18 protein-coding genes and 7 pseudogenes are annotated in these 25454 nt (G+C 66.2%); 10 read left to right on the top strand and 15 right to left on the bottom strand.

Translation table 11 applies throughout. The features are described from left to right. From BAY1663_RS25940 to fadD2, 4 genes and pseudogenes are all read right to left on the bottom strand, one after another. Positions 1–112, bottom strand: a pseudogene (locus BAY1663_RS25940) (methyl-accepting chemotaxis protein); the annotation flags it as partial. A 390-nt stretch (positions 113–502) separates the two neighbouring features. After that, positions 503–1282: pseudogene (locus BAY1663_RS25935) on the bottom strand (cache domain-containing protein); the annotation flags it as partial. A gap of 194 nt (positions 1283–1476) precedes the next feature. Beyond that, positions 1477–3168 (bottom strand): long-chain-fatty-acid--CoA ligase FadD1, encoded by a 1692-nt coding sequence (gene fadD1, locus BAY1663_RS10655; protein ID WP_037040404.1) that lies wholly within the window; start codon positions 3166–3168, stop codon positions 1477–1479. 223 nt (positions 3169–3391) lie between these two features. Further along, positions 3392–5079 (bottom strand): annotated as a pseudogene (fadD2, locus tag BAY1663_RS10650) (long-chain-fatty-acid--CoA ligase FadD2). A gap of 285 nt (positions 5080–5364) precedes the next feature. Here fadD2 and BAY1663_RS10645 point away from each other — a divergent pair. After that, positions 5365–5835 carry a MaoC family dehydratase gene (locus BAY1663_RS10645; protein ID WP_037040401.1) on the top strand — a complete coding sequence of 157 codons (471 nt, stop codon included), beginning with the start codon at positions 5365–5367 and terminating at the stop codon, positions 5833–5835. 223 nt (positions 5836–6058) lie between these two features. Here the strand turns inward: BAY1663_RS10645 and ccoM are convergent, their stop codons facing one another. From ccoM to BAY1663_RS10630, 4 genes are all read right to left on the bottom strand, one after another. Beyond that, entirely contained in the window at positions 6059–6172 is a 114-nt protein-coding gene (ccoM, locus tag BAY1663_RS25725; protein ID WP_037040421.1) for a cytochrome c oxidase subunit CcoM, read from the bottom strand. A 275-nt stretch (positions 6173–6447) separates the two neighbouring features. Continuing rightward, positions 6448–6609 (bottom strand): hypothetical protein, encoded by a 162-nt coding sequence (locus BAY1663_RS24465; RefSeq protein ID WP_164838448.1) that lies wholly within the window; start codon positions 6607–6609, stop codon positions 6448–6450. Continuing rightward, positions 6599–7243, bottom strand: a complete 645-nt coding sequence (locus tag BAY1663_RS10635; RefSeq protein WP_051497124.1) for an alpha-ketoglutarate-dependent dioxygenase AlkB — start codon at positions 7241–7243, stop codon at positions 6599–6601. Before BAY1663_RS10635 ends, BAY1663_RS24465 begins: the two co-directional genes overlap by 11 nt. Further along, entirely contained in the window at positions 7230–7526 is a 297-nt protein-coding gene (locus BAY1663_RS10630) for a hypothetical protein (RefSeq protein WP_037040395.1), read from the bottom strand. The genes BAY1663_RS10635 and BAY1663_RS10630 overlap by 14 nt, the downstream gene beginning before the upstream one ends. A gap of 145 nt (positions 7527–7671) precedes the next feature. On the opposite strand from BAY1663_RS10630, the gene rapA reads away from it, so the two are divergent. Then, positions 7672–10521: an RNA polymerase-associated protein RapA gene (rapA, locus tag BAY1663_RS10625; RefSeq protein ID WP_037040393.1), complete on the top strand. Its 2850-nt coding sequence runs from the start codon at positions 7672–7674 to the stop codon at positions 10519–10521. Positions 10522–10769: 248 nt separating this feature from the next. Here rapA and BAY1663_RS10620 read toward each other — a convergent pair. The 6 genes and pseudogenes from BAY1663_RS10620 to BAY1663_RS10595 all read right to left on the bottom strand — a co-directional run bounded on the left by BAY1663_RS10620 (position 10770) and on the right by BAY1663_RS10595 (position 16610). After that, positions 10770–11677, bottom strand: a pseudogene (locus tag BAY1663_RS10620) (CHAD domain-containing protein). A gap of 108 nt (positions 11678–11785) precedes the next feature. Further along, positions 11786–13051, bottom strand: a complete 1266-nt coding sequence (locus BAY1663_RS10615; RefSeq protein WP_037040391.1) for an Hsp70 family protein — start codon at positions 13049–13051, stop codon at positions 11786–11788. A 143-nt stretch (positions 13052–13194) separates the two neighbouring features. Then, positions 13195–14541, bottom strand: a complete 1347-nt coding sequence (locus tag BAY1663_RS10610) for an MFS transporter (RefSeq protein ID WP_037040389.1) — start codon at positions 14539–14541, stop codon at positions 13195–13197. A gap of 121 nt (positions 14542–14662) precedes the next feature. After that, entirely contained in the window at positions 14663–15445 is a 783-nt protein-coding gene (locus tag BAY1663_RS10605; RefSeq protein ID WP_037040387.1) for a hydroxypyruvate isomerase family protein, read from the bottom strand. Beyond that, positions 15442–16329, bottom strand: a complete 888-nt coding sequence (locus tag BAY1663_RS10600; protein WP_037040385.1) for an NAD(P)-dependent oxidoreductase — start codon at positions 16327–16329, stop codon at positions 15442–15444. The genes BAY1663_RS10605 and BAY1663_RS10600 overlap by 4 nt, the downstream gene beginning before the upstream one ends. Before the next feature lie 86 nt (positions 16330–16415). Then, positions 16416–16610, bottom strand: coding sequence for a hypothetical protein (locus BAY1663_RS10595; RefSeq protein ID WP_256206674.1), 195 nt, complete (start codon positions 16608–16610; stop codon positions 16416–16418). A 272-nt stretch (positions 16611–16882) separates the two neighbouring features. Between BAY1663_RS10595 and BAY1663_RS10590 the strand changes: the two are divergent. The 7 genes and pseudogenes from BAY1663_RS10590 (at position 16883) to BAY1663_RS10560 (ending at position 23767) form a co-directional block, all read left to right on the top strand. Beyond that, positions 16883–17733 (top strand): annotated as a pseudogene (locus BAY1663_RS10590) (putative selenate ABC transporter substrate-binding protein). Between the two features lie 19 nt (positions 17734–17752). Further along, positions 17753–18610, top strand: a complete 858-nt coding sequence (locus BAY1663_RS10585; RefSeq protein WP_051497122.1) for a phosphonate ABC transporter ATP-binding protein — start codon at positions 17753–17755, stop codon at positions 18608–18610. After that, positions 18604–19435: pseudogene (locus BAY1663_RS10580) on the top strand (PhnE/PtxC family ABC transporter permease). The gene BAY1663_RS10585 and the pseudogene BAY1663_RS10580 overlap by 7 nt, the downstream one beginning before the upstream one ends. Continuing rightward, positions 19432–20201, top strand: a pseudogene (phnE, locus tag BAY1663_RS10575) (phosphonate ABC transporter, permease protein PhnE). Before BAY1663_RS10580 ends, phnE begins: the two co-directional pseudogenes overlap by 4 nt. Positions 20202–20540: 339 nt before the next feature. After that, a complete protein-coding gene (locus BAY1663_RS10570; RefSeq protein ID WP_128576238.1) occupies positions 20541–21851 on the top strand; it encodes a CHASE2 domain-containing protein in 1311 nt (436 codons plus the stop codon). Next, on the top strand, positions 21844–22209 hold the full coding sequence (locus tag BAY1663_RS10565; protein WP_037040379.1) for a hypothetical protein: 366 nt from the start codon (positions 21844–21846) through the stop codon (positions 22207–22209). Before BAY1663_RS10570 ends, BAY1663_RS10565 begins: the two co-directional genes overlap by 8 nt. Before the next feature lie 13 nt (positions 22210–22222). Beyond that, positions 22223–23767 carry a M48 family metallopeptidase gene (locus BAY1663_RS10560; protein ID WP_037040377.1) on the top strand — a complete coding sequence of 515 codons (1545 nt, stop codon included), beginning with the start codon at positions 22223–22225 and terminating at the stop codon, positions 23765–23767. Between the two features lie 42 nt (positions 23768–23809). On the opposite strand, the gene BAY1663_RS10555 is transcribed toward BAY1663_RS10560, so the two are convergent. Then, on the bottom strand, positions 23810–24127 hold the full coding sequence (locus BAY1663_RS10555) for a DUF2288 domain-containing protein (RefSeq protein WP_037040376.1): 318 nt from the start codon (positions 24125–24127) through the stop codon (positions 23810–23812). A gap of 199 nt (positions 24128–24326) precedes the next feature. On the opposite strand from BAY1663_RS10555, the gene BAY1663_RS10550 reads away from it, so the two are divergent. Then, positions 24327–25445: a branched-chain amino acid ABC transporter substrate-binding protein gene (locus BAY1663_RS10550; protein WP_037040375.1), complete on the top strand. Its 1119-nt coding sequence runs from the start codon at positions 24327–24329 to the stop codon at positions 25443–25445. Positions 25446–25454 lie beyond the last annotated feature (9 nt).

Genomic DNA, 25454 nt, shown 5'->3' with positions numbered 1-25454 from the left:
CGGCGAAGCCGCGCCCCGCCTCGCCGGCGCGCGCCGCCTCGATCGCCGCGTTGAGCGCCAGCAGGTTGGTCTGCTCGGCGATGGCGCGGATCACGTCGAGCACGCCGACGATGCCCTGCACATCCTGCTGCAGCCCCTCCAGCGACTCGCCGCTGTCGCGCAGCTCGCCCACCAGCCCGTGGATCTGCTCGATGCTGCGGTCCACCACCTGCTTGGCGGCTAGCCCCTGCTGATCGGTTTCCCGTGCGGCTTCGGCGGCACGCTGGGCACTCATCGCCACCTCGTTGGCGGCGGCGGACATCTCGTTGATCGCGGTGGCGACCTGGTCGGTCTCGTGGCGCTGGTCGGCCATGGCCTGTTCGGAACGCTGTGCCTGGCTGGCCACCGCGCCGACCAGCCCGGTGAGCTGGGTAGTGGTGCCGGCGACCTGCTGTACCAGCGAATGGATCTTCTCGACGAAACGGTTGAACGAGCCGGCCAGCTCGCCCAGCTCGTCCTGGCTGGTGACCGGCAGGCGCTGGGTCAGGTCGCCGTCGCCCTCGGCCATGTCGTCGAGGTTGTGCTTGATCCGCAGCAACGGACGCAGGATGGCGTTGCTGAACAACACGGCGAGGCCGGCCATGATCAGCAGCAACAACAGCGCGGCGCCGAGCATGATCATGGCCAGGCCGTCGATGCGCTGCTGGAAGACCACGCGGGCCGCCTGCACATCGCGCTCGACGTCGTCCAGGTTCAGCGAGGTGCCGAACGCCAGGCTCCACTTCGGCAGGTACTCGGCATAACCGACCTTGGGCACCAGCGCGTCGCTGCCGGGCACGGCGAAGCTGTAGTCGACGAAATGGCTGCCGTTCTGCCCCGCCTTGACCAGCTCGCGGATCGCGTAGACGCCCTCGGGGTCGCGGAAGTCGGCGAAGCTTTCGCCGATCCGCTCACGGCTATCGCCCTGGAACACGCGCACCGACCTGTCGTCATAGCCCCAGAAATAACCCTCGCGTCCATAGGCCAGGCGCTCGAGAATCCCCACCGCCTCGTCGCGGGCCTCCCTGTCGTTGGCTGCGGAGCGCTCGTAGATGGGGGCAATCGCGTTGCGTGCCAGTTCGACGTAGTGCGCGAGCTCCGCGCGCCGGTCCTGGATCAGGCTTGCCCGTGTCTGCGCTTCCTGCTGGTCGGCCAGGTCCTGCAACTCGACGACCGCAACGCTGCTGAGCACGATGGCCAACAAGAGAATCGGCCCGAGAGCAAGCAGCAGCAGCTTCACGCGCAGACGTAAGGAGGACAACATGATGGACATAACCCCTATTAATGCATGGATAAGTAGTGCCATTGTGCCATTGACTACATGATCCTAGAAGGCTATGCACCACTGACGAAAGTCTGGTGCGAAGCGCGCTCCAGCCGCTCGGCACCATGAACTCGACACCACGAAAAAGCCCCGCCGAAGCGGGGCTTTTCGCATGCGGTACGAACCCGGGTGGCTTACGACTTGTGGCCCAGCTTGCGCAGCTCTTCGTCACGCAGCTCGCGCCGCAGGATCTTGCCGACGTTGGTGGTCGGCAGGCTGTCGCGAAATTCGACGGTTTTCGGTCGCTTGTAGCCGGTCAGGTTGTCATGCATGTGCTGCATCACCTGTTCCTTGGTCAGGCTCTCGCCCGGCTTGACCACCACGAACAGCTTGATCGCCTCACCGGACTTCTCGTCGGGGATGCCGATGGCCGCGCACTGCAACACGCCGGGCAGCGTGGCGAGCACGTCTTCCAGCTCGTTCGGGTAAACATTGAAGCCGGAGACCAGGATCATGTCCTTCTTGCGATCGACGATGCGCAGGTAGCCATCCTCCTGAATCACCCCGATGTCGCCGGTCTTCAGCCAGCCATCGGCGCTGAGGATCTCGTCGGTGGCTTCCGGGCGCTGCCAGTAGCCTTTCATCACCTGCGGGCCACGCACGCACAGCTCGCCGATAGAGCCGATCGGCAGATCGTTGCCGTCATCGTCGATGACCTTGCAGTCGGTGGAAGGCAGCGGGATGCCGATGGTGCCGATCTGGATCCTGCCGACGGGGTTCACCGAGACCACCGGGCTGGTTTCGGTCATACCGAACCCTTCACAGATGTCGCACCCGGTGACGGCCTTCCAGCGCTCGGCGGTGGCCAGCTGCAACGCCATACCACCGGAAACGGTGAGCTTCAGCGCGGAGAAGTCCAGCTTGCGGAAGCCCTCGTTGTTGCACAGGGCGACGAACAGGGTGTTGAGGCCTACGAAGCCGGTGAAGCGGTACTTGCCCAGGTCCTTGATGAAGGCCGGCAGGTCGCGCGGGTTGCTGATCAGTACGTTATGCGCGCCGATCAGCATCATCGCCATGCAGTGAAAGGTGAAGGCGTAGATGTGGTACAGCGGCAGCGGCGCCACCATCACCTCGGAGCCTTCGCTCAGGGTGCTGCCCATCAACGCACGATTCTGCAGCATGTTGGCGACGATGTTGCGGTGGGTCAGCATGGCGCCCTTGGCCACGCCGGTGGTGCCGCCGGTGTATTGCAGCACGGCGACGTCGCTGCCGTTCGGCGCCGCCTCCCGTACCGCCTTGCCACGCCCCAGGGCCATGGCATCGTTGAAGCCGACGGCTTTCGGCAGGCTATAGGCCGGCACCATCTTCTTCACGTGCTTGACCACGGCGTTGACCAGCATGCGCTTGAGCGGCGGCAGCATGTCGCCGACCTCGGTGACCACCACGTGCCGGATGCCGGTCCTGGGCAGCACATCCTCGGCCAGGTGCGCCATGTTGGCCAGGCAGACCAGCGCCTTGGCGCCGGCATCGTTGAACTGGTGCTCCATCTCCCGCGCGGTGTACAGCGGGTTGGTGTTGACCACGATGAGCCCGGCACGCATGGCGCCGAAGACCACGATCGGGTACTGGATCAGGTTGGGCAGTTGCACGGCGATACGGTCGCCGGGCTGAAGATCGGTGTTGTGCTGCAGGTAGGCCGCGAAATCGCCGGAAAGCTTGTACAGCTCACCGTAGGTCAGGGTCTTGCCGAGATTGCTGAAGGCCGGCTTGTCCGCGAAACGCTCGCAGGATTGTTTCAGCACAGCCTGGATGTTCTGGTATTCGTCGGGATCGATCTCGCGTGCGACCCCCACAGGATATTTATCCTTCCAGAAGTTATCGGTCATGAACCCCACTCCTAAACGACAGCTTTTACTGCGCAAATGGCAGCTGTTTTGTTGTGATTTGTTAATTTTTGTACTGCTATCCGGGCAGAAAGCGATCCGAGGTTAGCAGCTTTGCATCGGAGCGAATAGAGTCCGAACAGGCAATAATCGACATAAAGTGACCGGAATAAAACTTGCGGTCACCACATACCTTCACCCGGCCGAGGCCCACGCGACGGCGCCATCAGGCGATGTCGCGCAACTCTCGACGCAGGATCTTGCCGACCGGGGTCATGGGCAGCGAATCCCTGAACACGTAGTGCCTGGGCATCTTGTAGCCGGTGAAATTCTCCCGGCAGTAGGCCTGCAGCTCTTCCTGGGTCAGACTCGGGTCACGCGCGACGACGAAGAGCTTGACCGCCTCGCCGGACCTCTCGTCCGCCACGCCGATGGCCGCGCAACTGGCGACCTTCGGATGCGCCATCACGACGTCCTCGATCTCGTTGGGATAGACGTTGAAACCCGAGACGATGATCAGGTCCTTCTTGCGATCGACGATCCGCACGAAGCCGTCCTCGTCGATCACCGCGATGTCGCCGGTCTTCAGCCAGCCATCCTCGTCCAGCACCTCGACAGTGGCCTCGGGACGCTGCCAGTAGCCCTTCATCACCTGCGGCCCCTTGACGCACAGCTCGCCGCGCTCGCCGATCGGCAAGGCGTTGCCGGCGTCGTCGACGACCTTCACCGTGGTGCCCGGCACCGGCAGGCCGACGGTGCCCAGGCGCGAATGCTCGCCATGCGGGTTGGCGCAGACCACCGGCGAGGTTTCGGTCAAGCCATAACCCTCCACCACCGTGCAACCGGTCATGCTCTTCCAGCGCTCGGCCACCGCCGAGACCAGCGCCGTGCCGCCGGAGTTGGTGCCCTTGAGCCGGGAAAAATCGATTTTCCTGAAGTCCGGGTGCGACATCAGCGCGACGAACAGGGTGTTGAGGCCGAGGAAGGTGGAGAACTGCCAGCGCTGCAGCTCCTTGACGAAACCGTCGATGTCACGCGGGTTGGTGATCAGCACGTTGTGGTTGCCGGTGGCCAGCATGCACATGCAGTTCACCGTGAAGGCGTAGATGTGATACAGCGGCAGCGGCGCAATCATCACCTCCTGCCCTTCGCGGATGATCGGATGGCCGTGCTCGTCGAGCTGCTGCATGTTGGCGCGGACCTGCAGCATGTTCGCCACCAGGTTGCCGTGGGTCAGCATCGCGCCCTTGGCCACGCCAGTGGTGCCGCCGGTGTACTGCAGCACCGCCACGTTATCGAGCCCCAGCGGGGCGGGCCGGTGGCTGAAACGCGCGCCCTCGCGCAGCAGGTCCCTGAAGGCGGTCGCCTGCGGCAGACTGTACGATGGGACCATCTTCTTCACGTGCTTGATGGCCGCATTCACCAGCAGCCCCTTGAGCGACGGCAGCATGTCACCGATGCGGGCCTCGATCAGGTGTTCGATCTCGGTATCGGCCAGTACCTGCTGCACGTGATGCCCGAAGGTATTGAGGTAGACCAGCGCGCGGCGCCCGAATCCTGGAACTGGTGACGCATCTCCCGGGCGGTGTACAGCGGGTTGGTGTTGACCACGACGAGGCCGGCACGCAGCGCGCCGAACACCGCGATGGGGTACTGCAGCAGATTGGGCATCTGGATCGCGATGCGATCGCCCGGCTGCAGGTCGGTATGATGCTGCAGCCAGGCGGCGAACGCCGCGGAGTAGCGTTCCAGGTCAGCGTAGCTGAGGGTGACCCCCATGTTGCTGAAGGCGGGCCGGTCCGCGTGGGTCTTGCAGGCGCGCTCGAACACCTCGATCACCGAGCGATACGCGCCCAGGTCGATATCGTTGGGCACGCCGGCGGGGCGTTTGTCGTTCCAGAATTCAGGCTGCATTGTTATTGGCCTCGTTTACCTGAGAGTGGCGGGCTGTCACGAACTTATCAGTTCGGCGTTACCGCGCAACAGCGAGGCGGCGTAATCACTGACGTGAATCTTCCACCACGCCTGCCCGCGTCCGCCGTCGGGGCTCGCCGCCCGCATGCGCTCGCAGTGAAACGGCAACAGCCCCTACAATGCAGCGCAACGCGCAGGCAAAGCGATACGGATGTCCGCGCACCACGCATTCGAACCAGCCGGGCGCACAGCCCAGCGATCCGGCACCAGCCCCGAGGAAACTCCATGAGCACCATCAGCAATACGCCCTACTCCGCACTGGAAGTCGGCCAGAAAGCGAGCTTCGAGAAGACCGTCGGCGAGCGCGACATCCAGCTTTTCGCAGCGATGTCCGGCGACCGCAACCCGGTGCACCTGGATGCCGAGTTCGCCGCCGGCACCCTGTTCAAGGAGCGTATCGCCCACGGCATGTTCAGCGGAGCCCTGATAAGCGCCGCCGTGGCCTGCACCCTGCCGGGCCCGGGCACCATCTACCTGGGGCAGACCATGAAGTTCACCCGCCCGGTCAAGATCGGCGACACCCTCACCGTACGCCTGGAAATCCTCGAGAAGCTGCCGAAGAATCGCCTGCGCATCGCCACGCAGGTGTTCAACCAGAACGATGAGCAAGTGGTCGATGGCGAGGCGGAAGTGCTCGCCCCGCGCAAGCAGGAAACCGTGGAACTGAAGGAATTGCCGCCGATCAGCATCGGCTGAGTTCATCAGGCATGCTCGCCATGCCTTGCGGCATGGCGGTCCGAGGAAGGGACAAGGCCGAACAGCTGCAGGAGAGGGCCATGCCCGCGAAGTATCCGCATGCTGAATGTTCGCGGGCACGGCCCGCTCCTACGGGAGCCGTGCATCCGCAACATTGCAAAAGCAAAAAAAAGGCGACCAGAGGTCGCCCAAATGCCTTGCGTGCTCTTTGTATCTGTCGGGATCAACCCTTCTTCTTGTGCGAATCCCGCCAGATGAAATAACCGACACCACCGAAGAAGGCGATCATCAGGCCGACCGTGACCACCCCAGCGAGCACTACACTATCGACAAACATGAGACCTACCTCCGTAACCATTTCAATGTCCGATGGCTGCAAGTTAAACCTGCTCGGCCCTGAAAAAATTGACCGGGGTCAATGGCCGGAAAATGCCGGCTGCAAGGGCATCCAACGACTGATCTGGATCAAGGAAACAGGGCTGTTCGGGGCAGTTTGACGCAGGCGGGCCGGCCTGCTCAGAAGCAGAACGCTTCACGGGGAAAGAAAACAATCGCGAAAAGGAATGAAGCGGCGCCGCAAGGGTGCTCCGCTCACCGCGATAAGGCCTGGATTCAGCGCTTCTTGGACTTGCCCTTGCCTTTCTTCTTCGGCTTGCCCAATGGCAACGCCTGCTCGAAGGCCTGGCGCATCTCGTCGAGGCGCTTGTCGTTCAGGTCGTGGATGCGCTTGCTGCGTTCGGCGTTGAAGTCGATCAGCTTTTCGTCACTGCTCATGGTTCGGACTCGGATGGATCAGGCGAAAGGTCAGGTTCAGCCGCGGCGTCAGCACCTGGCGCGTGCGGGCGATCTGGTGCTGCCAATGATGCTGGGTCGCCCCGCCCATGACCAGCAGCGAACCATGGCCGAGTGCGAGGGAATGCTCGATGCGGCTGCTGCCCTTGCGCCGCAGATCGAAACGCCGCACCGCCCCCAGGCTCAGCGAGGCCAGCAACGGTTCGCACCCCAGCTCCGGCTCGTCATCGCTGTGCCAGCCCATGGCATCCTGCCCGTCACGGTACAGATTGAGCAACGCGCCATTGAACCGTCCGTCGACTTCGGCCTGCAGGCGCCGGCGGATTTCCTCCAGCAGCGGCGTCCACGGCAGCGGCTCGTGCAGCAGGCCGGAATAGCGATAACGGGCCTCGGCATCGCCATACCAGGCCACCAGCCGCGGCACCGCCAGGGTACGGCCGTAGACCCGCACCTGCGGCTGCTCCCAGGGGGTTTCGGCGATCAGGCGGTGCAGCCAGGCGTCGGCCGTTGCGCGATCCAGCCAGTGCGGCAGGTAACGCAGGCAGGCATCGGGCAGGTCGATCGCAACGGGTTGCGCGGTGAGCCTGGAGGGCAACGACGACTCAGACTTCGACATCCACCCAAAGCCCCTGGCGCGGCAGCTCGTCCAACTCTGCCTGATCGTCCTCGGCCGTCTCGCCCGTGGCCAGCTCCTCGGGCGTATAGCCGCGACGCTGCCGCCGCCGCTGCTCGTCGCGCAGCATCTGCTCGGCCTCCTGCGGGTGGCGTCGATCGAGGCTGACGGCACTTTCGCCGGAGCTCGGCTGCACCGGCGTCACGGGGGCGATGTCCGGGCGCGGCTTGACCACGTCCTGCTGGGCAGTGACCTGGATAACGCCTGATGGAATGGGTGGCAGCATGCGCGTTTCCCTCTTGAGCGCTTGATCGGCCGGACACCGTTCAACTTTAGCAGGGCCGCTACACTTCAAGCGGGCCCGTATCGGACGTCGCTCTCGCCACGACGTTCCGTTAACATAGCCGGCTTTTTTCACAGCGGGAGGCAGCATGGCGCAGCAGTATCTACCGGGGCAACGCTGGATCAGCGACAGCGAGGCGGAACTCGGCCTCGGAACCATCCTGACCCAGGATGGGCGAATGCTCACCGTGCTCTATCCCGCCACCGGTGAAACCCGCCAATACGCGACGCGCAGCGCCCCGCTGACCCGCGTACGTTTCGTCCCCGGCGACGAGATCGCCCACTTCGAAGGCTGGAAGATGACCGTACGCGAGGTCGAGGACGTCGACGGCCTGCTGGTCTACCACGGCCTGGCCGCGCAGAACGAAGCCCGCAGCCTGCCGGAAACCCAGCTGTCCAACTTCATCCAGTTCCGCCTGGCCAGCGACCGTCTGTTCGCCGGGCAGATCGATCCGCTCAACTGGTTCAGCCTGCGCTACTACACCCTGCAGCACCAGAGCGCCCAGCTGCAGTCCATGCTGTGGGGCCTGGGCGGGGCGCGGGCGCAACCGATCTCCCATCAATTGCACATCGCCAAGGAAGTCGCCGACCGCATCGCCCCGCGCGTGCTGCTGGCCGACGAAGTGGGCCTGGGCAAGACCATCGAGGCCGGCCTGATCATCCACCGCCAGCTGCTTTCCGGCCGTGCCAGCCGCGTGCTGATCCTGGTCCCGGAGAATCTCCAGCACCAGTGGCTGGTGGAGATGCGCCGCCGTTTCAACCTGCAGGTGGCGCTGTTCGACGATGAACGCTTCATCGAGAGCGACGCCAGCAACCCCTTCGAGGATGCCCAGCTCGCCCTGGTCTCGCTGGACTGGCTGAAGGACGACGAGCGCGCCCAGGACGCCGCCTTCGCCGCCGGCTGGGACCTGCTGGTGGTGGACGAGGCGCATCATCTGGTCTGGCACCCGGAAAACGCCAGTGCCGAATACCGGCTGGTCGAGCAACTGGCCGAGGTCATCCCCGGCGTGCTGCTGCTCACCGCCACGCCCGAGCAACTCGGCCAGGACAGCCACTTCGCCCGCCTGCGCCTGCTCGATCCCAACCGTTTCCATGACCTGGAAGCCTTCCGTGCCGAGAGCAGCAGCTACCAGCCGGTGGCCCGCGCGGTGCAGGAGCTGCTCGACGACGGCCGCCTGTCGCAGGAAGCGCACCAGATCATCCACGGCTTCCTCGGCGCCGAAGGCGAAGCCCTGCTCGCCGCCGCCACCGACGGCGACACCGCGGCCAGCGGCCGGCTGATCCGCGAGCTGCTCGACCGCCATGGCACCGGGCGCCTGCTGTTCCGCAACACCCGCGCCGCCGTGCAGGGCTTCCCCGAGCGCCAGTTGCATCCCTACCCGCTGCCCTGCCCGGCCGAATACCTCGAGCTGCCGCTGGGCGAGCACGCCGAGCTGTACCCGGAGGTGGCCTTCCAGAGCCAGCAGGACGACGGCGAGGCGGGCAACCGCTGGTGGCAGTTCGACCCACGCGTCGAATGGCTGATCGACACCCTGAAGATGCTGAAGAAGTACAAGGTGCTGGTGATCTGCGCCCACGCCGAGACCGCGCTGGACCTCGAGGACGCCCTGCGCGTGCGCTCCGGCATCCCTGCCACGGTGTTCCACGAAGGCATGAGCATCCTCGAGCGCGACCGCGCCGCCGCCTATTTCGCCGACGAGGAATTCGGCGCCCAGGTGCTGATCTGCTCCGAGATCGGCAGCGAGGGCCGCAACTTCCAGTTCAGCCATCATCTGGTCCTGTTCGACCTGCCGGCCCACCCGGACCTGCTCGAACAGCGCATCGGCCGCCTCGACCGCATCGGCCAGCAGCACCGCATCCAGCTGCACGTACCGTATCTGGAAACCAGCCCGCAGGAACGCCTGTTCCAGTGGTACCACCAGGCGCTGAATGCCTTCCTCGCCACCTGCCCCACCGGCAATGCCTTGCAGCACCAGTTCGGCCCACGCCTGCTGGCGCAGCTGGAAGAAGGCGACGACGATGCATTCCAGGGCCTGATCGACGAAGCCCGCGCCGAGCGCGAGCGCCTGGAGAGCGAGTTGCACAGCGGCCGCGACCGTTTGCTGGAGCTCAATTCCGGCGGTGGCGAGCAGGGCAAGGCGCTGGTGGACGCCATCGAGGAGCAGGACGACCAGTTCGCCCTGCCGATCTACATGGAACAGCTGTTCGACGCCTTCGGCATCGACAGCGAGGACCATTCGGAAAACGCCCTGGTGCTGCGCCCCAGCGAAAAGATGCTGGACGCCAGCTTCCCGCTGGGCGACGACGAGGCGGTGACCATCACCTATGACCGCGAGCAGGCCCTGGCCCGCGAGGACATGCAGTTCCTCACCTGGGAACACCCCATGGTGCAGGGCGGCATGGACCTGGTGCTGTCCGGCTCGATGGGCAACACCGCGGTGGCGCTGATCAAGAACAAGGCGCTCAAACCCGGCACCGTGCTACTGGAACTGTTGTTCGTCAGCGAGGTGGTGGCGCCGCGCGCCCTGCAGTTGAGCCGCTTCCTGCCGCCGCTGGCGCTGCGTTGCCTGCTGGACGGCAACGGCAACGACCTGGCCGCCAAGGTCGCCTTCGAGACCCTCAACGACCAGCTCGAAAGCGTGCCGCGCGCCAGCGCCAACAAGTTCGTCCAGGCCCAGCGTGACGTGCTGGCGGCGCAGATTGCCGCCGCCGAAGCCAAGATCGCGCCGCGCCATGCCCAGCGTGTCGCCGAGGCCCAGCGCCGGCTCGAAGCCGACCTGGACGAAGAACTGGCGCGCCTGGTGGCCCTGCAGGCGGTCAACCCGAGCGTGCGCGACAGCGAGATCGACGCCCTGCGCAAACAGCGCGAGGAAGGCCTGGCGGCGCTGGACAAGGCGGCCCTGCGCCTGGAAGCAATCCGGGTGCTGGTCGCCGGCTGACACCAAAAAGCCCAAAAGCATCGCCCCGAGGTCGGGCCTCCCACAAAAGCGGCAGGTGCACACCGAACCCAGTGGGCACGCCCCCGCGGCGATGCAGGCCGAAGGACTGCTAGCTTGAAGCCTGAAGCTCAAAAAGCATCGCCCCGGGAGCGAGCCTCCCACAAAAGCAGCGCCTGCATACCGCCCCTCCTGTGGGAGGCGCGCCCTCGCGGCGATTGCAGGCCGAAGGACTGCCCGAAGCCCGGAGCTTAAAAGCAGCCCCGCTCGGCGCGGGCGATGCGCCAGTAGGCCTCGATACGCGCCACCAGCGCCTTCGGCGACTCGGCATAGAGCCGCCAGCCGCCGGCGAAGGCGGACGCCTGCAGCTCGGCGCGACGCGCCTCGATCAGCGACGCGATCCGTTCGCACGTCGCCGGCTCGCCGAACAGTGCCGGCTCGGTTTCGAGCAGCCGGTGCATCATCGCCAGGTCGTGATCGTCGCCCAGGTCGTCGGCCAGGCGCTTGAGCAGCCTGCAGCGGCAGTCGAACATCCCCGGCCAGCACGGCGCGAGCAACTGGCTGTGATACCACTGGTCCTTCACCCGCTTGCGCCATTCGTGCAGGCATTCGTCGCTGGGCTCGCGCTGTGCTCGGGCGAGATCCCGGCGCCCCTCGCGATAGCTGCGCCCGAGCCCTGCCTCCAGCAGCGCGAAACCCTTGCCATCGAGCGGCCAGTCGTCTACCCGCACGGCCAGTTCGCGCAGTCGTAGCAGCACCTGCTCGATGTCCGTTTCGAGCGAGCCGCCCACGACCGGCTCGGCTCGCTGGGCCAGACGCTGGCGCGCCTGCTGTAGCGGATCGCGGGCGAAGAAGCGTGGTGCGCCTCGGCCAGCGCATCCCAGCTCTCCAGCATGGCAGCGGCTTCGCGCGATTCGGCCAGCGCACGGCCAAGATCGCGCACGCAGCGGTTCTCGCGCGCGAAGGTAGCGCCCAGCGGCTCGCGCACCAGCCGCAAGAGCGCACGCAGTTCCTTGAAGCGTTTGCGCGCCTGATGCACACCCTCGGCCCGCTCCGCAGCCGGTAGCGCCAGGGCCCGCATCGCTTCACTGATGCGGTCCAGCGCCGCCTTGCGCACCTCCTTGGCGGCGTTGCGACGGGGACGAATTCGATAGGCCATGATGACTCCCTGCACGAAGGTCGCTGCGGCCCGGGATTCACAGGCTAAGCCCGCCTTCGACGGGACAATGTGAAGTCTGTGTGACAGCGGATTTCGCCGCTGGCCGTCTCAACCGTAGCGCTTGCGCGCCTCGATGGCCAGGCCGCTACCGATGCTGCCGAAGCGGTTGCCCTCGACATGCCGCGCCCGTGGCAACAGCCTGGCGACACTCTGACGCAGCGCCGGGATGGCGCTCGAGCCGCCGGTGAAGAACACCGTGTCGACCGCGTCGTGGCGCACGCCGGCATCGACCAGCAGTTGTCCGACGCTGATCCCGATGCGCTCGAGCAGCGGCGCGATGGCGCCCTCGAAGGCGCTGCGGCTCAGCTCGACGCGCAGTCCCGGCTCGATGCGCTGGAAGTCGATGGGATAGCACGCCTGCTCGGTCAACTCGATCTTGCCCTGCTCCACCTGCATCGCCAGCCAGTGCCCGGCGCGCTGCTCGATCAGGCGGAACAGCCGGTCGATGCCGGTGGGATCGACGATGTCGTAGCGCATGCTCTGCAGCGCCCGCTGCGAAGCCGGTGCGTAGACCGCGTTGATGGTGTGCCAGGTGGCCAGGTTGAGGTGGGTGCTGGTGGGCATCGGCGCATCGCTCTTCATCCGGCTGCCGTAGCCGAACAGCGGCATCACGCCCTGCAGGCTGAGCTGCTTGTCGAAATCGGTACCGCCGATGTGCACGCCGGTGGTCGCGAGGATGTCCGCCTGGCGGTCGTCGACGCTGCGCCGCTCGGGCGACAGCCGCACCAACGAGAAATCCGAGGTACCGCCGCCGATGTCGACGATCAGCACCCGCTCTTCCCGCTCGATGCGCGACTCGTAGTCGAACGCCGCGGCGATCGGTTCGAACTGGAAGGAGACGTCCTGGAAGCCGATCTTGCGCGCCGCGGCAGCCAGAGTATCGGCCGCCTCGCGGTCGGCCTGCGGGTCGTCGTCGACGAAGAACACCGGCCGTCCCAACACCACCTCCTCGAACGGTCGCCCGGCCGCGGCCTCGGCGCGTTGCTTGAGGGTGCCGAGGAACAGCCCGAGGATGTCCTTGAACGGCATGGCGCTGCCGAGCACGGTGGTCTCGCTCTTCAGCAGCTTGGAACCCAGCAGGCTCTTGAGCGAGCGCATCAGCCGGCCTTCGTAGCCCTCCAGATATTCGTCCAGCGCCTGGCGGCCATAGACCGGCCGGCGCTCCTCAGTATTGAAGAACACCACCGAGGGCAACGTCGGCTGTTCGCCTTCCAGCACGATCAGCGGATCGACGCCCGGCCGCCACCAGCCGACCGTGGAATTGGAGGTGCCGAAGTCGATGCCGCAGGCGCGGGCGGGAGAGGCGTTTTGCATGGAGGGTACCGGACTGCCGAAAAACGGCCGCGCAGTGTAATGGAGGTCGCGCGCGGATGCAGGCCGATCGTCGTGTGGGCTGCGAGATAGATGGACCCGGGGCCTCGCAGCCATAGGGATTTGAAAGCGCCCCCGACAACGCCCTAGGCCGGCACCGCCTCCGCCGCTGGAGCATCCGCCGCCATGCCGGCGGTCATCCGCTGCGAATCCCGGCAGAACGTCCGCGATGCCTGGAACAGGAACACCATGGTCAGCAGCAACGACGCCGGGATCAGGTACATCGCGCCATGCAGCCCTTCGGCGCGGAAGGCTTCGCTCATCTCGCCGGCGCCGGCCGCGAGCATCGCCGCCTCGGCGAAATGGTCCGAGAGCAGCCCCACCACCACCGTGCCCATGCCGCCGCCGAGCAGGTACAGCCCGGCGAAGAACAGCGCCATGGCCGTGGCCCGCAGGCGCGGCTCGACCACGTCCTGGATCGCGGTGTAGACGCAGGTGTAGAAGTTGTACGAGAACAGCCAGCCGATGCTGAACACCGCGACGAAGATGCCGACCTCGATACGCCCCGCCAGCAGCGCATAACCGGTGGCGAGCGTGGCGATCAGCATGCTCGCCGCGGCGAACACCAGCCGGCCGCGGGCGAAACGCTGATGAATCCGGTCCGCCACCCAGCCGCCCAGCGTCAGCCCGACCAGCCCGGTGAGCCCGACGATCACGCCGGTGGCCACCGAGGCCTCCACCAGCGGCACCGCGTGATAGCGCATCAGCAGGGGCACCATGAAGGCATTGCAGGCATAAGTGGCGAAGTTGAAGGCCAGCCCGGCCAGCACCAGCCACCAGAAGGTACGGATCGCCAGGACCTTGCGCACCGGCTGGCTGACCGGCGCCTGGGATACCTTGACCGCCTCGGCGGCGCCGCGCTGCGGTTCCCTGACCAGGAAGATGAACAACGCCAGCACCAGCCCCGGTACCGCGGCGATGAAGAACGGCGCGCGCCAGCTGCCGAATGCCTCGACCATCGAGCCGATGCTGAAGAACGCCAGCAACAGGCCCAGCGGCAGGCCCAGCATGAAGATGCCCATCGCCCGGGCGCGCTTGTGCGCCGGGAACAGGTCGCCGATCAGCGAGTTGGCCGCCGGCGCGTAGCTGGCCTCGCCGATACCGATGCCCATGCGCACCAGCAGGAAGCTCCAGAAGTTCCAGGCCAGCCCGTTGATCGCGGTCAGGCCGCTCCAGGCGGTCAGGCCCCAGCCCATGATCCTGCGCCGCGAACCGAGGTCGGCCATGCGTCCCAGCGGTACCCCGGCCAGGGCGTAGACGATGGTGAACGCGGTGCCGATCAAGCCCAGCTGGAAGTCGTTGAGCCGCCACTCCAGGCGAATCGGCTCGGCGATGATCGCCGGGATGGTGCGGTCGAAGAAGTTGAACAGGTTGGCCAGAAACAGCAGGAACAGCACGCGCCAGGCGTTCGGGGCTTGGGTGGAAGGCTGCATGACGTCGGTCTCGATTGTTCTTATATGCCGGCCGCAGACCAGCCGGGACTTGCCTGAACTCTAGAACCAGCGCTGCCCGCCGTCTGCGAATATCAACCTGGCTTATGCCGCGCGATGGCTCTCAGCGCGCCTGCCATGCCGGCAGCCAGCCTAGGCTGGCCTGGGTGCCCGCATCTCCTGGCCGGTATTCGGCGCCCAGCCAGCCCGGGTAGCCGCTCGCCTGCAGAGCCTGCAGCGCCGCCGCGAAATCCACTTCGCCGCTGCCCGGTTCGCCACGCCCCGGGCAATCGGCGAACTGCACGTGGCCGATGCGCCCGGCCAGCCGTTCGATGCAGGCCGGGATATCCAGCCCCTGGCGGGCCATGTGGTAGAAATCCAGCTGCGCCAGGCAGTTGGGATGATCGACCCGTTCCAGCAGCACCGCGAGTTCCTCGGCGCTGTTGACCAGGAAGCCGGGCATGTCCAGCGGGTTGATCGCCTCGCAGAGCACTCGGATGCCGAGCATCTCGAAGGCCTCCGCGGCCTTCCACAGATTGCGTTCGAGGGTGGTCAGCGCTTCTTCGCGCCCGATGCCCTCGGCCAGCCGCCCCGGCAGCACGTTGACACAGGCCGGGCGGGCCATCAGCGCATAGGTCAGTGCCTCCTGCAGCGCGGCGTCGAACGTCTCCTGGCACTGGGGTACGGCTGCCAGCCCCGGCCCGCCCTGCATCAGGTCGCCGGCCGGCAGGTTGATCAGTACCAGCGGCAGGCCGGCACGCTCGAGCAGCTCCTTCAGGCGGATGGCCGGCAGCTCGTAGGGGAACTGGATTTCCACGCCATCGAAACCGGCCGTGCGGGCGGCGAGAATACGCTCGGCGAGCGGCAGTTCGCTGAATAGCAGCGACAGATTGGCGGCGATCTTCACAGGCTGCCCTCCCGATACAGTTGCACCAGCGTCGCCGGATCGCACTCCAGGTTGCCCTGGCTGCCGTGCAGGCGCATCAGTTGCGCCGCCAGCCCGCTCAGCGGGGTTGCCGAACCCTGTTCGCGGGACAGCTTCACCGCCGTATCCAGGTCCTTGAGCAGGGTGCGCACATGCCATTTCACCGGTTCGAACTCGCTCGCCGCCATCTGCGGGGCGAGGATCTGCAGCGGCCTGGAATCGGCGAAACCACCGGCCAGTGCCGGCGCCAGCAGGCTGGCGTCGACCCCGGCGCGCTCGGCCAGGGCCACCACTTCGGCGATCACCAGGGCGTTGCAAGCGACGATCATCTGGTTGCAGACCTTGCTCACCTGCCCGGCGCCGACATCGCCCATGCGGGTCAGGCGCTGGCCCAGGTGCATCAGCACCGGACGCACCCGCTCGATGTCCTCGACCCGGCCGCCGGCCATGATCGCCAGCGTGCCGGCCTCGGCACCCGCGGTGCCACCGGACACCGGCGCATCCACCCAGCGCATGCCGCAGCGAAATTCCAGCTCGGCGGCCATGTCACGGGTCGCGGTCGGCTCCAGGCTGGAATGATCGACCAGCAGCTTGCCGGCCCTGCCGCCCTCGGCGATGCCCGCCTTGCCGAACAGTACCTCGCGCACCGCCGCGGTGTCGGCCAGGCACAGCAGCACGATATCCGCCTCGGCACAGAGCTCGGCCGGCGTCGCCACCACCCGGGCACCGAGTTCGACCAGCGGCCGGCATTTGCCGGGCGAGCGGTTCCACACCGCCAGACGATACCCCGCCGCCAGCAGGCGGCGGCACATCGGCAGGCCCATCAGGCCAATGCCGGCGAAGGCGAGAGTGGGCAGGTCGGACATGGGGCGGCTCCTTTGCGAACGAAGGCGCTGATTCTAGCCCTGCCGGGGCCGGCTCGGCCAAGGCGGTGGCGCTCATTCGTAACGCATCAGCCCTGGGGCAGGTCGACCAGCAGCGGCCCTAGCAGAAAGGTGGCCAAACGGGCTTCGGTGAGTACCTTTTCTGCCAGGGGCAGCACCGGCGCATGCCCCTCGACAGGCTCGGCGCACAGTATTTCGACTTCCCTGAACGAATAGCCGTCCGCCCACACGATGGCCGCGCGGCCCGATACGATGTCCTTCACGTTCGCGTCCTTTCCACTGGGGATGTCCATAAGAAATGGCACTTTGACAATATCCGGCCATTACAGAGTGCTTAGGTGTAGGCGCGAAAAAAAGTTCCGGTCATCGGCGGTGCTCGTGCGGGTATCTGCACGAGCCCGCTCGCTGGCGATCATGGGCAAACGCGCCTTGCAGACAACCCACTGGCACGACAATGGCGCGGCGCTTGCCGCAGCCTGGCCAACACCCACTATAATTCGTGCGCTTTTTCCGCTATTGAACCGGAGAACCCTCAATGCTGAAGCGCACCCTGCAGCCGTTGCCGGCCTTGCCGTATTCCTGTCCGTTGCCACCACCCAAGCAGCCGAAACGCTGCGGGTTTCCGCCATCCCCGACGAAGCGCCCACCGAACTGATCCGCAAGTTCAAGCCCCTGGGCGAGTACCTGGAACGAGAACTGGGCATGCCGGTGAAGTTCACCCCGGTTTCCGACTACGCCGCCGTGGTCGAGTCCCTGGCCTCCGATCGCCTCGACCTGGCCTGGCTGGGCGGTTTCACCTTCGTGCAGACCCGCCTGAAGACCGGCGATGCGATCCCGCTGGTGCAGCGCGAGCAGGACGAGCAGTTCACCAGCAAGTTCATCACCGCCGATCCCGACGTGCAGTCGCTGGCGGATCTGAAGGGCAAGACCTTCGCCTTCGGCTCGGTATCCTCCACCTCCGGCAGCCTGATGCCGCGCTACTTCATGCTCAAGGATGGCATCGAGCCGGAGAAATTCTTCAAGCGCATCGCCTACTCCGGCGCCCATGACGCCACGGCCGCCTGGGTCGAGGCCGGCAAGGCCGATGCCGGCGTGCTCAACGCCTCGGTGTGGGACAAGCTGGTCGCCGCCGGCAAGGTCGACACCGACAAGGTCCGCGTGATTTCCACCACGCCGCCCTACTACGACTACAACTGGACCGTGCGCGGCAATCTCGATCCGGAACTGGTCGAGAAGCTCAAGGCGGCGTTCCTTGCGCTCGATCCGGCCAACCCCGAGCACAAGGCGATCCTCGACCTGCAGGCCGCCAGCCGCTTCATCGAGACCAAGCCGGAGAACTACCAAGGCATCGAGCAGGCCGCGCGCGCCGCCGGCCTGCTCAAGTGACGTCCGGTCCTCGCCGCACATGAATGCCCTGGAAGCCGTCCCCACGGCGCAAGACCATCGCGTCGCCGGGTCCTGGCCGGCGCTGAAGCTGTCCGCCGTGGGACACAGCCACGCCGGCGGCCAGCCAGCGCTGCGCGGGATCGACCTGCAGATCATGCAGGGCGAACGGGTCGCCATCATCGGCCCCTCCGGCGCCGGCAAGACCACCCTGCTGCGCCTGCTGGCCACCAGCCTCAAGCCCGACCAGGGCCAGCTGGAGCTGCTCGGCCAGCAGCCCTGGAGGCTTTCCGCCGGCGCCCGCCAGCGGTTGCGCACGCGCATCGGCCTGATCCACCAGGCACCGCCGCTGCCGCCGCGGCAACGGGTGATCACCGCCGTGCTGGCCGGCCGCCTCGGCCAGTGGTCGCTGCCCAAAAGCCTGCTCAGCCTGATCTATCCGCTGGACCGCCAGGGCGCCGCCGAAGCGCTCGGCCGGCTGGACCTGGCCGACAAGCTGTACATGCGCTGCGACCAGCTTTCCGGTGGCCAGCTGCAGCGCGTCGGCATCGCCCGCATGCTCTACCAGGCGCCAGAGCTGATCCTCGCCGACGAGCCGGTTTCGGCCATGGACCCGGTGCTCGCCGCCTATACGCTCGGCGTGCTCAACCGCGAGACGCAACGTCGCAACGCCACGCTGCTGGCCAGCCTGCATGCGGTGGAACTCGCGCTGGAGCATTTCCCACGGATCGTCGGCGTGCGCGACGGCCGCATCCTGTTCGACAAGCCCACCGCACAAGTCAGCCCTGACGAACTCGCTGCGCTGTATGCCAACGAGCAGCTCGAACGCGAGCCGGTACAACCGGCGCTCGTGCAGCAGCTGAACATTCCACGATGCTGAACCCCGCTCTCGTCCAGCGCGACCCTGCCGCCACTTCACGCCTGCTGCTGACATTGCTGGCCGTGGCACTGCTATGGCCGGGCCTGGGCCTGAGCGAGCTGGACCTGGGCGTGCTGTTCGACGGCAGCAACGCCGACACCATGGCAGCGTTCCTCGCCGGCTTCTGGCCGCCGGAACATGGCGGCGAGTTCCTCGCTCTGCTCTGGCAGGCGACGCTGGAAACCCTGGCCATCGCCACCGCCGGCATGACCTTGGCCCTGGCCGTCGCCATGCCCTGCGCGCTGCTGGCCACCCGTGCGCTGTCGCTCTCGGCGCTCAGCCGCGGCGGCCGGCCGGCCTGGTGGGCGCAGACGCTGCGCTGGCCGGTGCGCGGGCTGCTGATCGTCTTGCGCAGCTTCCGGAAATCGTCTGGGCGCTGCTGTTCGTCCGCGCCGTGGGCCTGGGGCCGACCGCCGGCGTGCTGGCCATCGCCATCACCTATGCCGGCATGCTCGGCAAGGTCTACGCGGAGATCTTCGAGTCGGTCGACCCGCTGCCGCCCGTGCCCTGCTCGGTGCCGGCGCGTCGCGCCTGCAGGCATTCTTCTACGGCGTGCTGCCGCAGGCGACCGCCGAAATGCTTTCCTACACGGTCTATCGCTGGGAATGCGCGATCCGCGCCTCGGTGGTGATGGGCTTCGTCGGTGCCGGCGGGCTCGGCCAGCAGATGGACCTGTCGATGCGCATGTTCGCCGGCGGCGAAGTCGCCAGCATGCTGCTGACCTTCCTGCTGCTGGTGCTGCTGGCCGACCTGCTCAGCCGGCTGCTGCGCTGGAGGTTCGCATGAAGCTGCTGTCGCGCCTGCTGATCCCCGGCGCGCTGCTGGCGGCGGTCATCGCCGCCTTCGCCTTCCTGCAACTGGAGACCAGTGCCCTGCTCAGCCGCGAAGGCCTCGGGCAGATGGCTGGCTATGCCGCGGGCTTCCTCGCGCCCGACCTGTCGCTGGCGCATCTGCACGCCATCGCTTACGGCGCGCTGGAAACCCTCGCCATGTCGGCCATCGGCACGCTGCTGGCGGCATTGCTCGGCCTGCTGCTGGCACTGCCCGCCGCCGGGCGCTTCGGCGTGATCCTGCAGGCGGCCTCGCGGCTGCTGCTCAATGCGCTGCGGGCGATTCCGGAGCTGGTCTGGGCGGCGCTGATGGTGCTGGCCGCCGGGCTGGGGCCGAATGCCGGCACCCTGGCGCTGGCCCTGCATACCGCCGGCGTGCTCGGCCGGCTGTTCGCCGAAGCGCTGGAAAACACCCCGCCCGCACCCGGCGAGGCACTGCGGCTGAGCGGCGGCGGACGCATCGCCGCGTTCTGCTACGGCACCCTGCCGACGCTCTGGCCGCAGCTGGTGGCCTATACCCTGTATCGCTGGGAGAACAATATCCGCATGGCCAGCGTGCTCGGCTTCGTCGGCGCCGGCGGGCTGGGCAGATGCTCTACATGAGCCTCAGCCTGTTCCAGGAAGCCCAGGCCTCGACGGTGATCCTCGCCATGCTGGCGATGGTGCTGGCGGTGGATGCGTTCAGCGGCTGGGCCCGGATGCGCTGGGTGCGCAGCCGATAAAAGGTGCTGCACCGCCTCGCCAAGGCGGCTGTCGCGCAGGCGCCGCCAACTTCGCCGCCAACTTCGCCGCACGAGGCGCTCATCTCGTCGAGCAAAGCCCCCTCTGCATTTAGCAACTGACCGCTGCCCGAATGGCGCCGCTGCGACCATACGCCGCCGTCCCTCTTCAGTGCAGTGCCGGTTCCCCGCCGCGCCTACCAACACCATGGCTGACAGAACAACCTCGGCAACGGGCATGCAGCCGATCCGCGGCCCGAGCGGTTCGCGAGCGTTGACTTTTGTGAAACAGTTCACCGAACATCCATTGATGTCACTTTGAAATCATCAGGGATCGATCGCGTGCCAGCCTTCTTTCGCAAGTTCTCCGCGCTGGCCAGCTTCGGCGGGTTGTTCGTCATTCTTCTCGATCCCTTCGGCCTCACCAGCGCGACCGAGGCCGCGTCCGCCCGCCTGCTGAACCAGCTCCTGGCCAACGGCTACGAAACCAGCGCCAGGCAGCGGATCGCCGTGGTCCTCATCGACGATGACTACCTGCGCCAACGCGACAGCCACTGGCCGCTGCCCTATGCCGAGCAGAGCAAGCTCTTTCGCCAGCTGCTGGCCTACCGCCCCGCCGCGGTGATGGTGGATCTGATGTACAGCTACGACCATTCGCGCGGTCGCAACAACGACAGCAGCCAGTTGCTGGGCAACGTCTTCGAGCGCTACCGGGCCGCGGGGATTCCCCTGTACCTGGCCAGCACGGGGGCGGCGCAAGCCAGTACCCTGCCCGAGCTCAGCGCCGCCAGCCGCCCCGCCCTGGTGGGCTGGAGCGGCTACCAGGACCAGTACCCGTTGGCTGCGGAAACGGCCGAAGGCTGGCTGGACACCGCCGCCTTCGCGCTGTACCGCGTCCATTGCAGCCAGCATTCTTGCGACCCGCTGCCGGATACGCCGCTGCTGGCCGCCACGAAACCGCCGATCGCACTGCAGTGGGGGCGTGGCCCGGCGCAGGAGCAGCGCCACGTGAGTGACATCAGCCAATGCCCGGCGCAACCAGGCCCCTGGCGCCAGACCCTGGAGCTGATACTGCGGGCCATCTTCTGGCGAATCAGCAGCCCCAGCGAAACGCTGTGCCCCTATCACCTGACCATCACCGCCAGCACCCTGGCCACGACCGTGCCGGAAGAACAGGCGATGCTGCGCGAACTGCTGGCCGACCGCCTGGTGCTGGTTGGCGCGGCCATCGAATCGGCCGAGGACCTCGCCCTCTCTCCCGTCCACGGCCAGTTGCCGGGCGTCTATAGCCATGCCATGGCGCTGGACAACCTGATCCAGTACGGACTGGATTACTTCAGTGCGCCGCCCGAAGTCTTCGGCACCGAGATCGACGTGCTCGACCTGTTCGAGATGGCGTTCGTGCTCTTCGTCCTCTGGTTCGAATCGCACCGCACGGATACGCACGCCCGGCAGCAGCGCATCACCATTCCTCTCTGCGCGGTCGTGTTCCTGCTCGCGCTCAGCTGGCTGCTCTACACGCTGCGAATCACCCCCGTGAACGTGCTCGGCCTTCTGTTGCTGACCGTCCTGCTGCTGCCTCGGCAGCGGGAGACCAGCCATCGCGCCGCCCCGGCACCCAATTCCCTCGTGAAAGGAGTCCCCCATGCATAAACCCTTCGCCCTGCTCTGTGGGCTGTTGTTCAGCGGCATCGGCCATGCGGCCGAATTGGCCGTGGTGCAATACGTCAGCGATCCGGTCGCCCTGCTGGACGAAACCGGCCGGCTCCTGCACAAGCAGCCGCGCGCCGAGCTACCGCCCCCGCCACTGGCGGCGCTGCAGTGGAACGAGGAGCTGGAACTGGTACAGGTCGAGATCGGCGGCCAGCGCGTCTGGCTCGACGGCGTCGACGTTCGGTTGAACGAGGGCAAGACCGTTCCCATGCCGTGCGCCAGGCTGCCCAGGGGCAAGGCCGAAAGCGCCACCAACCTGTCCACCATCGGGTATGGAGCCGGCTGTGAGAAACCCTGACGTAAAGACCTTCATGCTGGCCATGCTGGTGTTCGCACTGCCCGGTTGCGCCACGCTGCAGGGCGCCCCGGAAGCACTCATCAACCTCGCCGGCAAAAGCACCCAGAGCAACTTCCAGGGCAAGTACCTGGAACAGGAGGACGTGCGCCAGCACTTCGCGCTCGATCGCCAGCACGGCCAGGATCTGCGCCTGAGCTACGACGGCCGCGGCCTGCCGGCCAACGAGATCCGCCAGCAGAACCTGGTGGTGATTCCCGCCCTGCAATCCTATTTGCAGGGCATCGTCGTGCGGCTCGGCAAGGGCTGGCCCGGCGAACTGCCGACCCTGCAGGTGAAAGTGATCGACAGCTACACCTTCGGGCCCTCGGCCGATCCCTACGGCAACCTGTTCGTGCCCCTGGGCATGCTCGAAGGCGTGGAGAGCGAAGACGAGATCGCCGCCATGCTGGCCCATGAAATGAGCCACGTGCTGCTGCGCCATCATGACCGGCGGCTGGCCTTCGACCAGCAACGCGAACTGCTCACCAATATCGCCACCACCACCGTGATCGCCGCGACGCTGGCCGACACGCGACTGCAGCGTGGTGCCTCGCAGTGGACGCTGATCAGCAAGGACCCGCTGGCGACCCAGAAGATCATCGGCGACACGGTGCTCTACACCACCCTGGCCAATACCTTCTCGGACAACGTCTGGAACACCGCCTGGGGCCGCGTCCAGGAAGACCAGGCCGACCTGCTCGGCACCGACCTGCTGGTCAAGGCCAACTACGCGCCACGGGGCGCGAGCCACAGCCTGCAGCGGCTCGAGGACTTCCAGGGCAAGCAGAAGCCGGTTCTCGGCAGCTTCCTCCAGGCCCGCAAGGGCGCCATGCAGGACTCGCTGAAGCAGCTCGACCTCAACAGCTTCACGCAGGAGATCAACACGTTCGTCAATCAAGGGCTGGCGACCACGGCCAGTGCCGTGGGCGAGCACCTGACGCGCTCGCACATGTCCGCGCAGCGCCGTGATACCGATCTGCGCCAGTACTTGCAGCGCGAGTACGACGAGCAGCGCTACAGCCGGGTCGACAAACGCAACTGGCGCAAGGTCCGCGACAACCCGACGGTGAAGGCCTCGCTGGAAGCCTACCGCAACGCCTACGGCGCCAACGAGGCCCTGGGCCAGAAGAACCTGAAGGATGCCAGGACGCTCGCCCAGCGCGCGCTTCGCTCACCGGTGGCGAACCAGCCCGGCATACGCCGCAGCCTGTTCAACGTGCACATGGCCGCCGGTGAGAAAAGCCAGGCATTGGCCCAGTTGAAAGCCATCGGCGACTGGTCGCTGGCCGGCCCCGGCGTTTACGAACAACTGATCGGCTATCACCTGGGCAGCGGCAATGCGGACGCGGCGCTCGCCGCCATCGAGCAGGCCGAACGCCACCTGGGCTCGGAGGAGCTGTTCATCGTCGAGAAGATGCTGGCCAACAAACTGAAGCGCAACGAAAACGAATTCCGTGCGCTCGGCGAGAAATGCAAGGAAATGCCCAATCGCAAGGACGTGTGCAAAAAAGTGGCATGAGCGCCGTGGGCGAAACGGCTGGCCGTAGCCAAACGCCCCGTTTCAGTGCAGAGCCGGCTTCGCGCCGCGCTCCTGCACCAGCACCCAGGGCGCGACCACCACGGCCCAAAGGTCCGGGTCGCGGGCCTGCCAGTCCTGGGCCCGTTCGACGTCCATCTTCGACAACTGCCCACTGGCCAGCCAGGCAGCGACTTTCGCCCGATCGTCCTCGGCTACCGCAAGCGCCACTTCGATCAGGTCGAAATCGTCGGCCACCTGCAACAGCGCGCCACGAGCGAAGAAAGGCTGCAATTCCTGCCAGGTTATCGCCGCGGTTTCGCCCAGCAGCTTGGCATAAAGAGTGCTTGCGTCGTCGGTCATGGGACTCACCAGAACTAAAGGGCGCCATGATACCCGCGCCCCGGATCCCATCAAACGGTTGAATCTGCCGGCTGTGCAAACGGACAAGACACTTCTACACTGTGCCGGTACAGTTGCCGGAGCGTTATCGGGGATGTTCGCTTCTTAACGGCACTCCGGCCCGCAGGATTCAAACAATAACGATGCAAGTGGAGCACTTATGAAGACCAAGCAGCGTCTTTCGAAAATCTTCCTGGCCATGGCTCTGACCGGTGCCGCCAGCTACACCCTGGCCGCCGACACCATCCGTATCGGATTGGCAGGCCCGGTGACCGGGCCGGTCGCGCAATATGGGGACATGCAATTCATCGGGGCCGAAATGGCCATCGAGCAGATCAACAAGGCCGGCGGGGTGAACGGCGCACAACTGCAGGGCGTTCGCTACGACGATGCCTGCGATCCGAAGCAGGCCGTGGCGGTGGCCAACAAGATCGTCAATGACAACGTCAAGTTCGTTGTCGGCCACCTCTGCTCCAGCTCCACTCAGCCGGCATCCGACATCTACGAGGATGAAGGCATCCTGATGATTACCGCGGCGTCCACCAGCCCGGACATCACCTCGCGCGGTTATGAGCTGATCTTCCGCACCATCGGCCTCGACAGCCTGCAGGGCCCGACCGCCGGCAACTTCATCGCCGACCACATCAAGCCGAAGAATGTCGCCGTGATCCACGACAAGCAGCAGTACGGCGAAGGCATCGCCACTGCCGTCAAGCAGACCCTGGAAGGCAAGGGCATCATGGTCGGCATGTTCGAAGGCATCAACGCCGGCGACAAGGACTTCTCCTCGCTGATCGCGCGCCTCAAGCGCGAAGGCGTGGACTTCATCTACTACGGCGGCTACCACCCGGAACTGGGCCTGCTGCTGCGCCAGTCGAAAGAGAAAGGCCTGAACGTACGCTTCATGGGCCCGGAAGGCGTCGGCAACTCGGAAATCTCCGCCATCGCCGGCCCGGCCTCCGAAGGCCTGTATGTGACCCTGCCGAAATCCTTCGACCAGGACCCGCGCAACAAGGAGCTGGTCGAGGGCTTCAAGGCGAAGAAGCAGGACCCGAGCGGTCCGTTCGTGTTCCCAGCCTACGCCGCCGTCCAGGTGATCGCCGAAGGCATCGAGAAAGCCGGCAGCACCGACACCGACAAGGTGGCCGAAGCGCTGCGCAGCAACACCTTCGACACCCCCACCGGCGTGCTGGCATTCGACGAGAAAGGCGACCTGAAGGACTTCAACTTCGTCGTCTACGAATGGCACCAGGACGGCACCAAGACCGAAGCCAAGTAATTTCCATCA

Source organism: Pseudomonas sp. BAY1663 (genome assembly GCF_000582595.1).
Classification (GTDB): domain Bacteria; phylum Pseudomonadota; class Gammaproteobacteria; order Pseudomonadales; family Pseudomonadaceae; genus Stutzerimonas; species Stutzerimonas stutzeri_AF.
This window is presented reverse-complemented; position numbering and strand designations above follow the sequence as displayed.

What these genes read in the sequence shown, in the direction of transcription:
- BAY1663_RS10600 (WP_037040385.1), bottom strand. Translation starts at nt 16,329, where the DNA reads ATGTCCGACCTGCCCACTCTCGCCTTCGCCGGCATTGGCCTGATGGGC.
- BAY1663_RS24465 (WP_164838448.1), bottom strand. Translation starts at nt 6,609, where the DNA reads ATGAGCAGTGACGAAAAGCTGATCGACTTCAACGCCGAACGCAGCAAG.
- BAY1663_RS10630 (WP_037040395.1), bottom strand. Translation starts at nt 7,526, where the DNA reads ATGCTGCCACCCATTCCATCAGGCGTTATCCAGGTCACTGCCCAGCAG.
- BAY1663_RS10645 (WP_037040401.1), top strand. Translation starts at nt 5,365, where the DNA reads ATGAGCACCATCAGCAATACGCCCTACTCCGCACTGGAAGTCGGCCAG.
- BAY1663_RS10610 (WP_037040389.1), bottom strand. Translation starts at nt 14,541, where the DNA reads ATGCAGCCTTCCACCCAAGCCCCGAACGCCTGGCGCGTGCTGTTCCTG.
- BAY1663_RS10565 (WP_037040379.1), top strand. Translation starts at nt 21,844, where the DNA reads ATGCATAAACCCTTCGCCCTGCTCTGTGGGCTGTTGTTCAGCGGCATC.
- rapA (WP_037040393.1), top strand. Translation starts at nt 7,672, where the DNA reads ATGGCGCAGCAGTATCTACCGGGGCAACGCTGGATCAGCGACAGCGAG.
- BAY1663_RS10555 (WP_037040376.1), bottom strand. Translation starts at nt 24,127, where the DNA reads ATGACCGACGACGCAAGCACTCTTTATGCCAAGCTGCTGGGCGAAACC.
- BAY1663_RS10615 (WP_037040391.1), bottom strand. Translation starts at nt 13,051, where the DNA reads ATGCAAAACGCCTCTCCCGCCCGCGCCTGCGGCATCGACTTCGGCACC.
- ccoM (WP_037040421.1), bottom strand. Translation starts at nt 6,172, where the DNA reads ATGTTTGTCGATAGTGTAGTGCTCGCTGGGGTGGTCACGGTCGGCCTG.
- BAY1663_RS10585 (WP_051497122.1), top strand. Translation starts at nt 17,753, where the DNA reads ATGAATGCCCTGGAAGCCGTCCCCACGGCGCAAGACCATCGCGTCGCC.
- BAY1663_RS10550 (WP_037040375.1), top strand. Translation starts at nt 24,327, where the DNA reads ATGAAGACCAAGCAGCGTCTTTCGAAAATCTTCCTGGCCATGGCTCTG.
- BAY1663_RS10635 (WP_051497124.1), bottom strand. Translation starts at nt 7,243, where the DNA reads ATGTCGAAGTCTGAGTCGTCGTTGCCCTCCAGGCTCACCGCGCAACCC.
- BAY1663_RS10560 (WP_037040377.1), top strand. Translation starts at nt 22,223, where the DNA reads ATGCTGGCCATGCTGGTGTTCGCACTGCCCGGTTGCGCCACGCTGCAG.
- fadD1 (WP_037040404.1), bottom strand. Translation starts at nt 3,168, where the DNA reads ATGACCGATAACTTCTGGAAGGATAAATATCCTGTGGGGGTCGCACGC.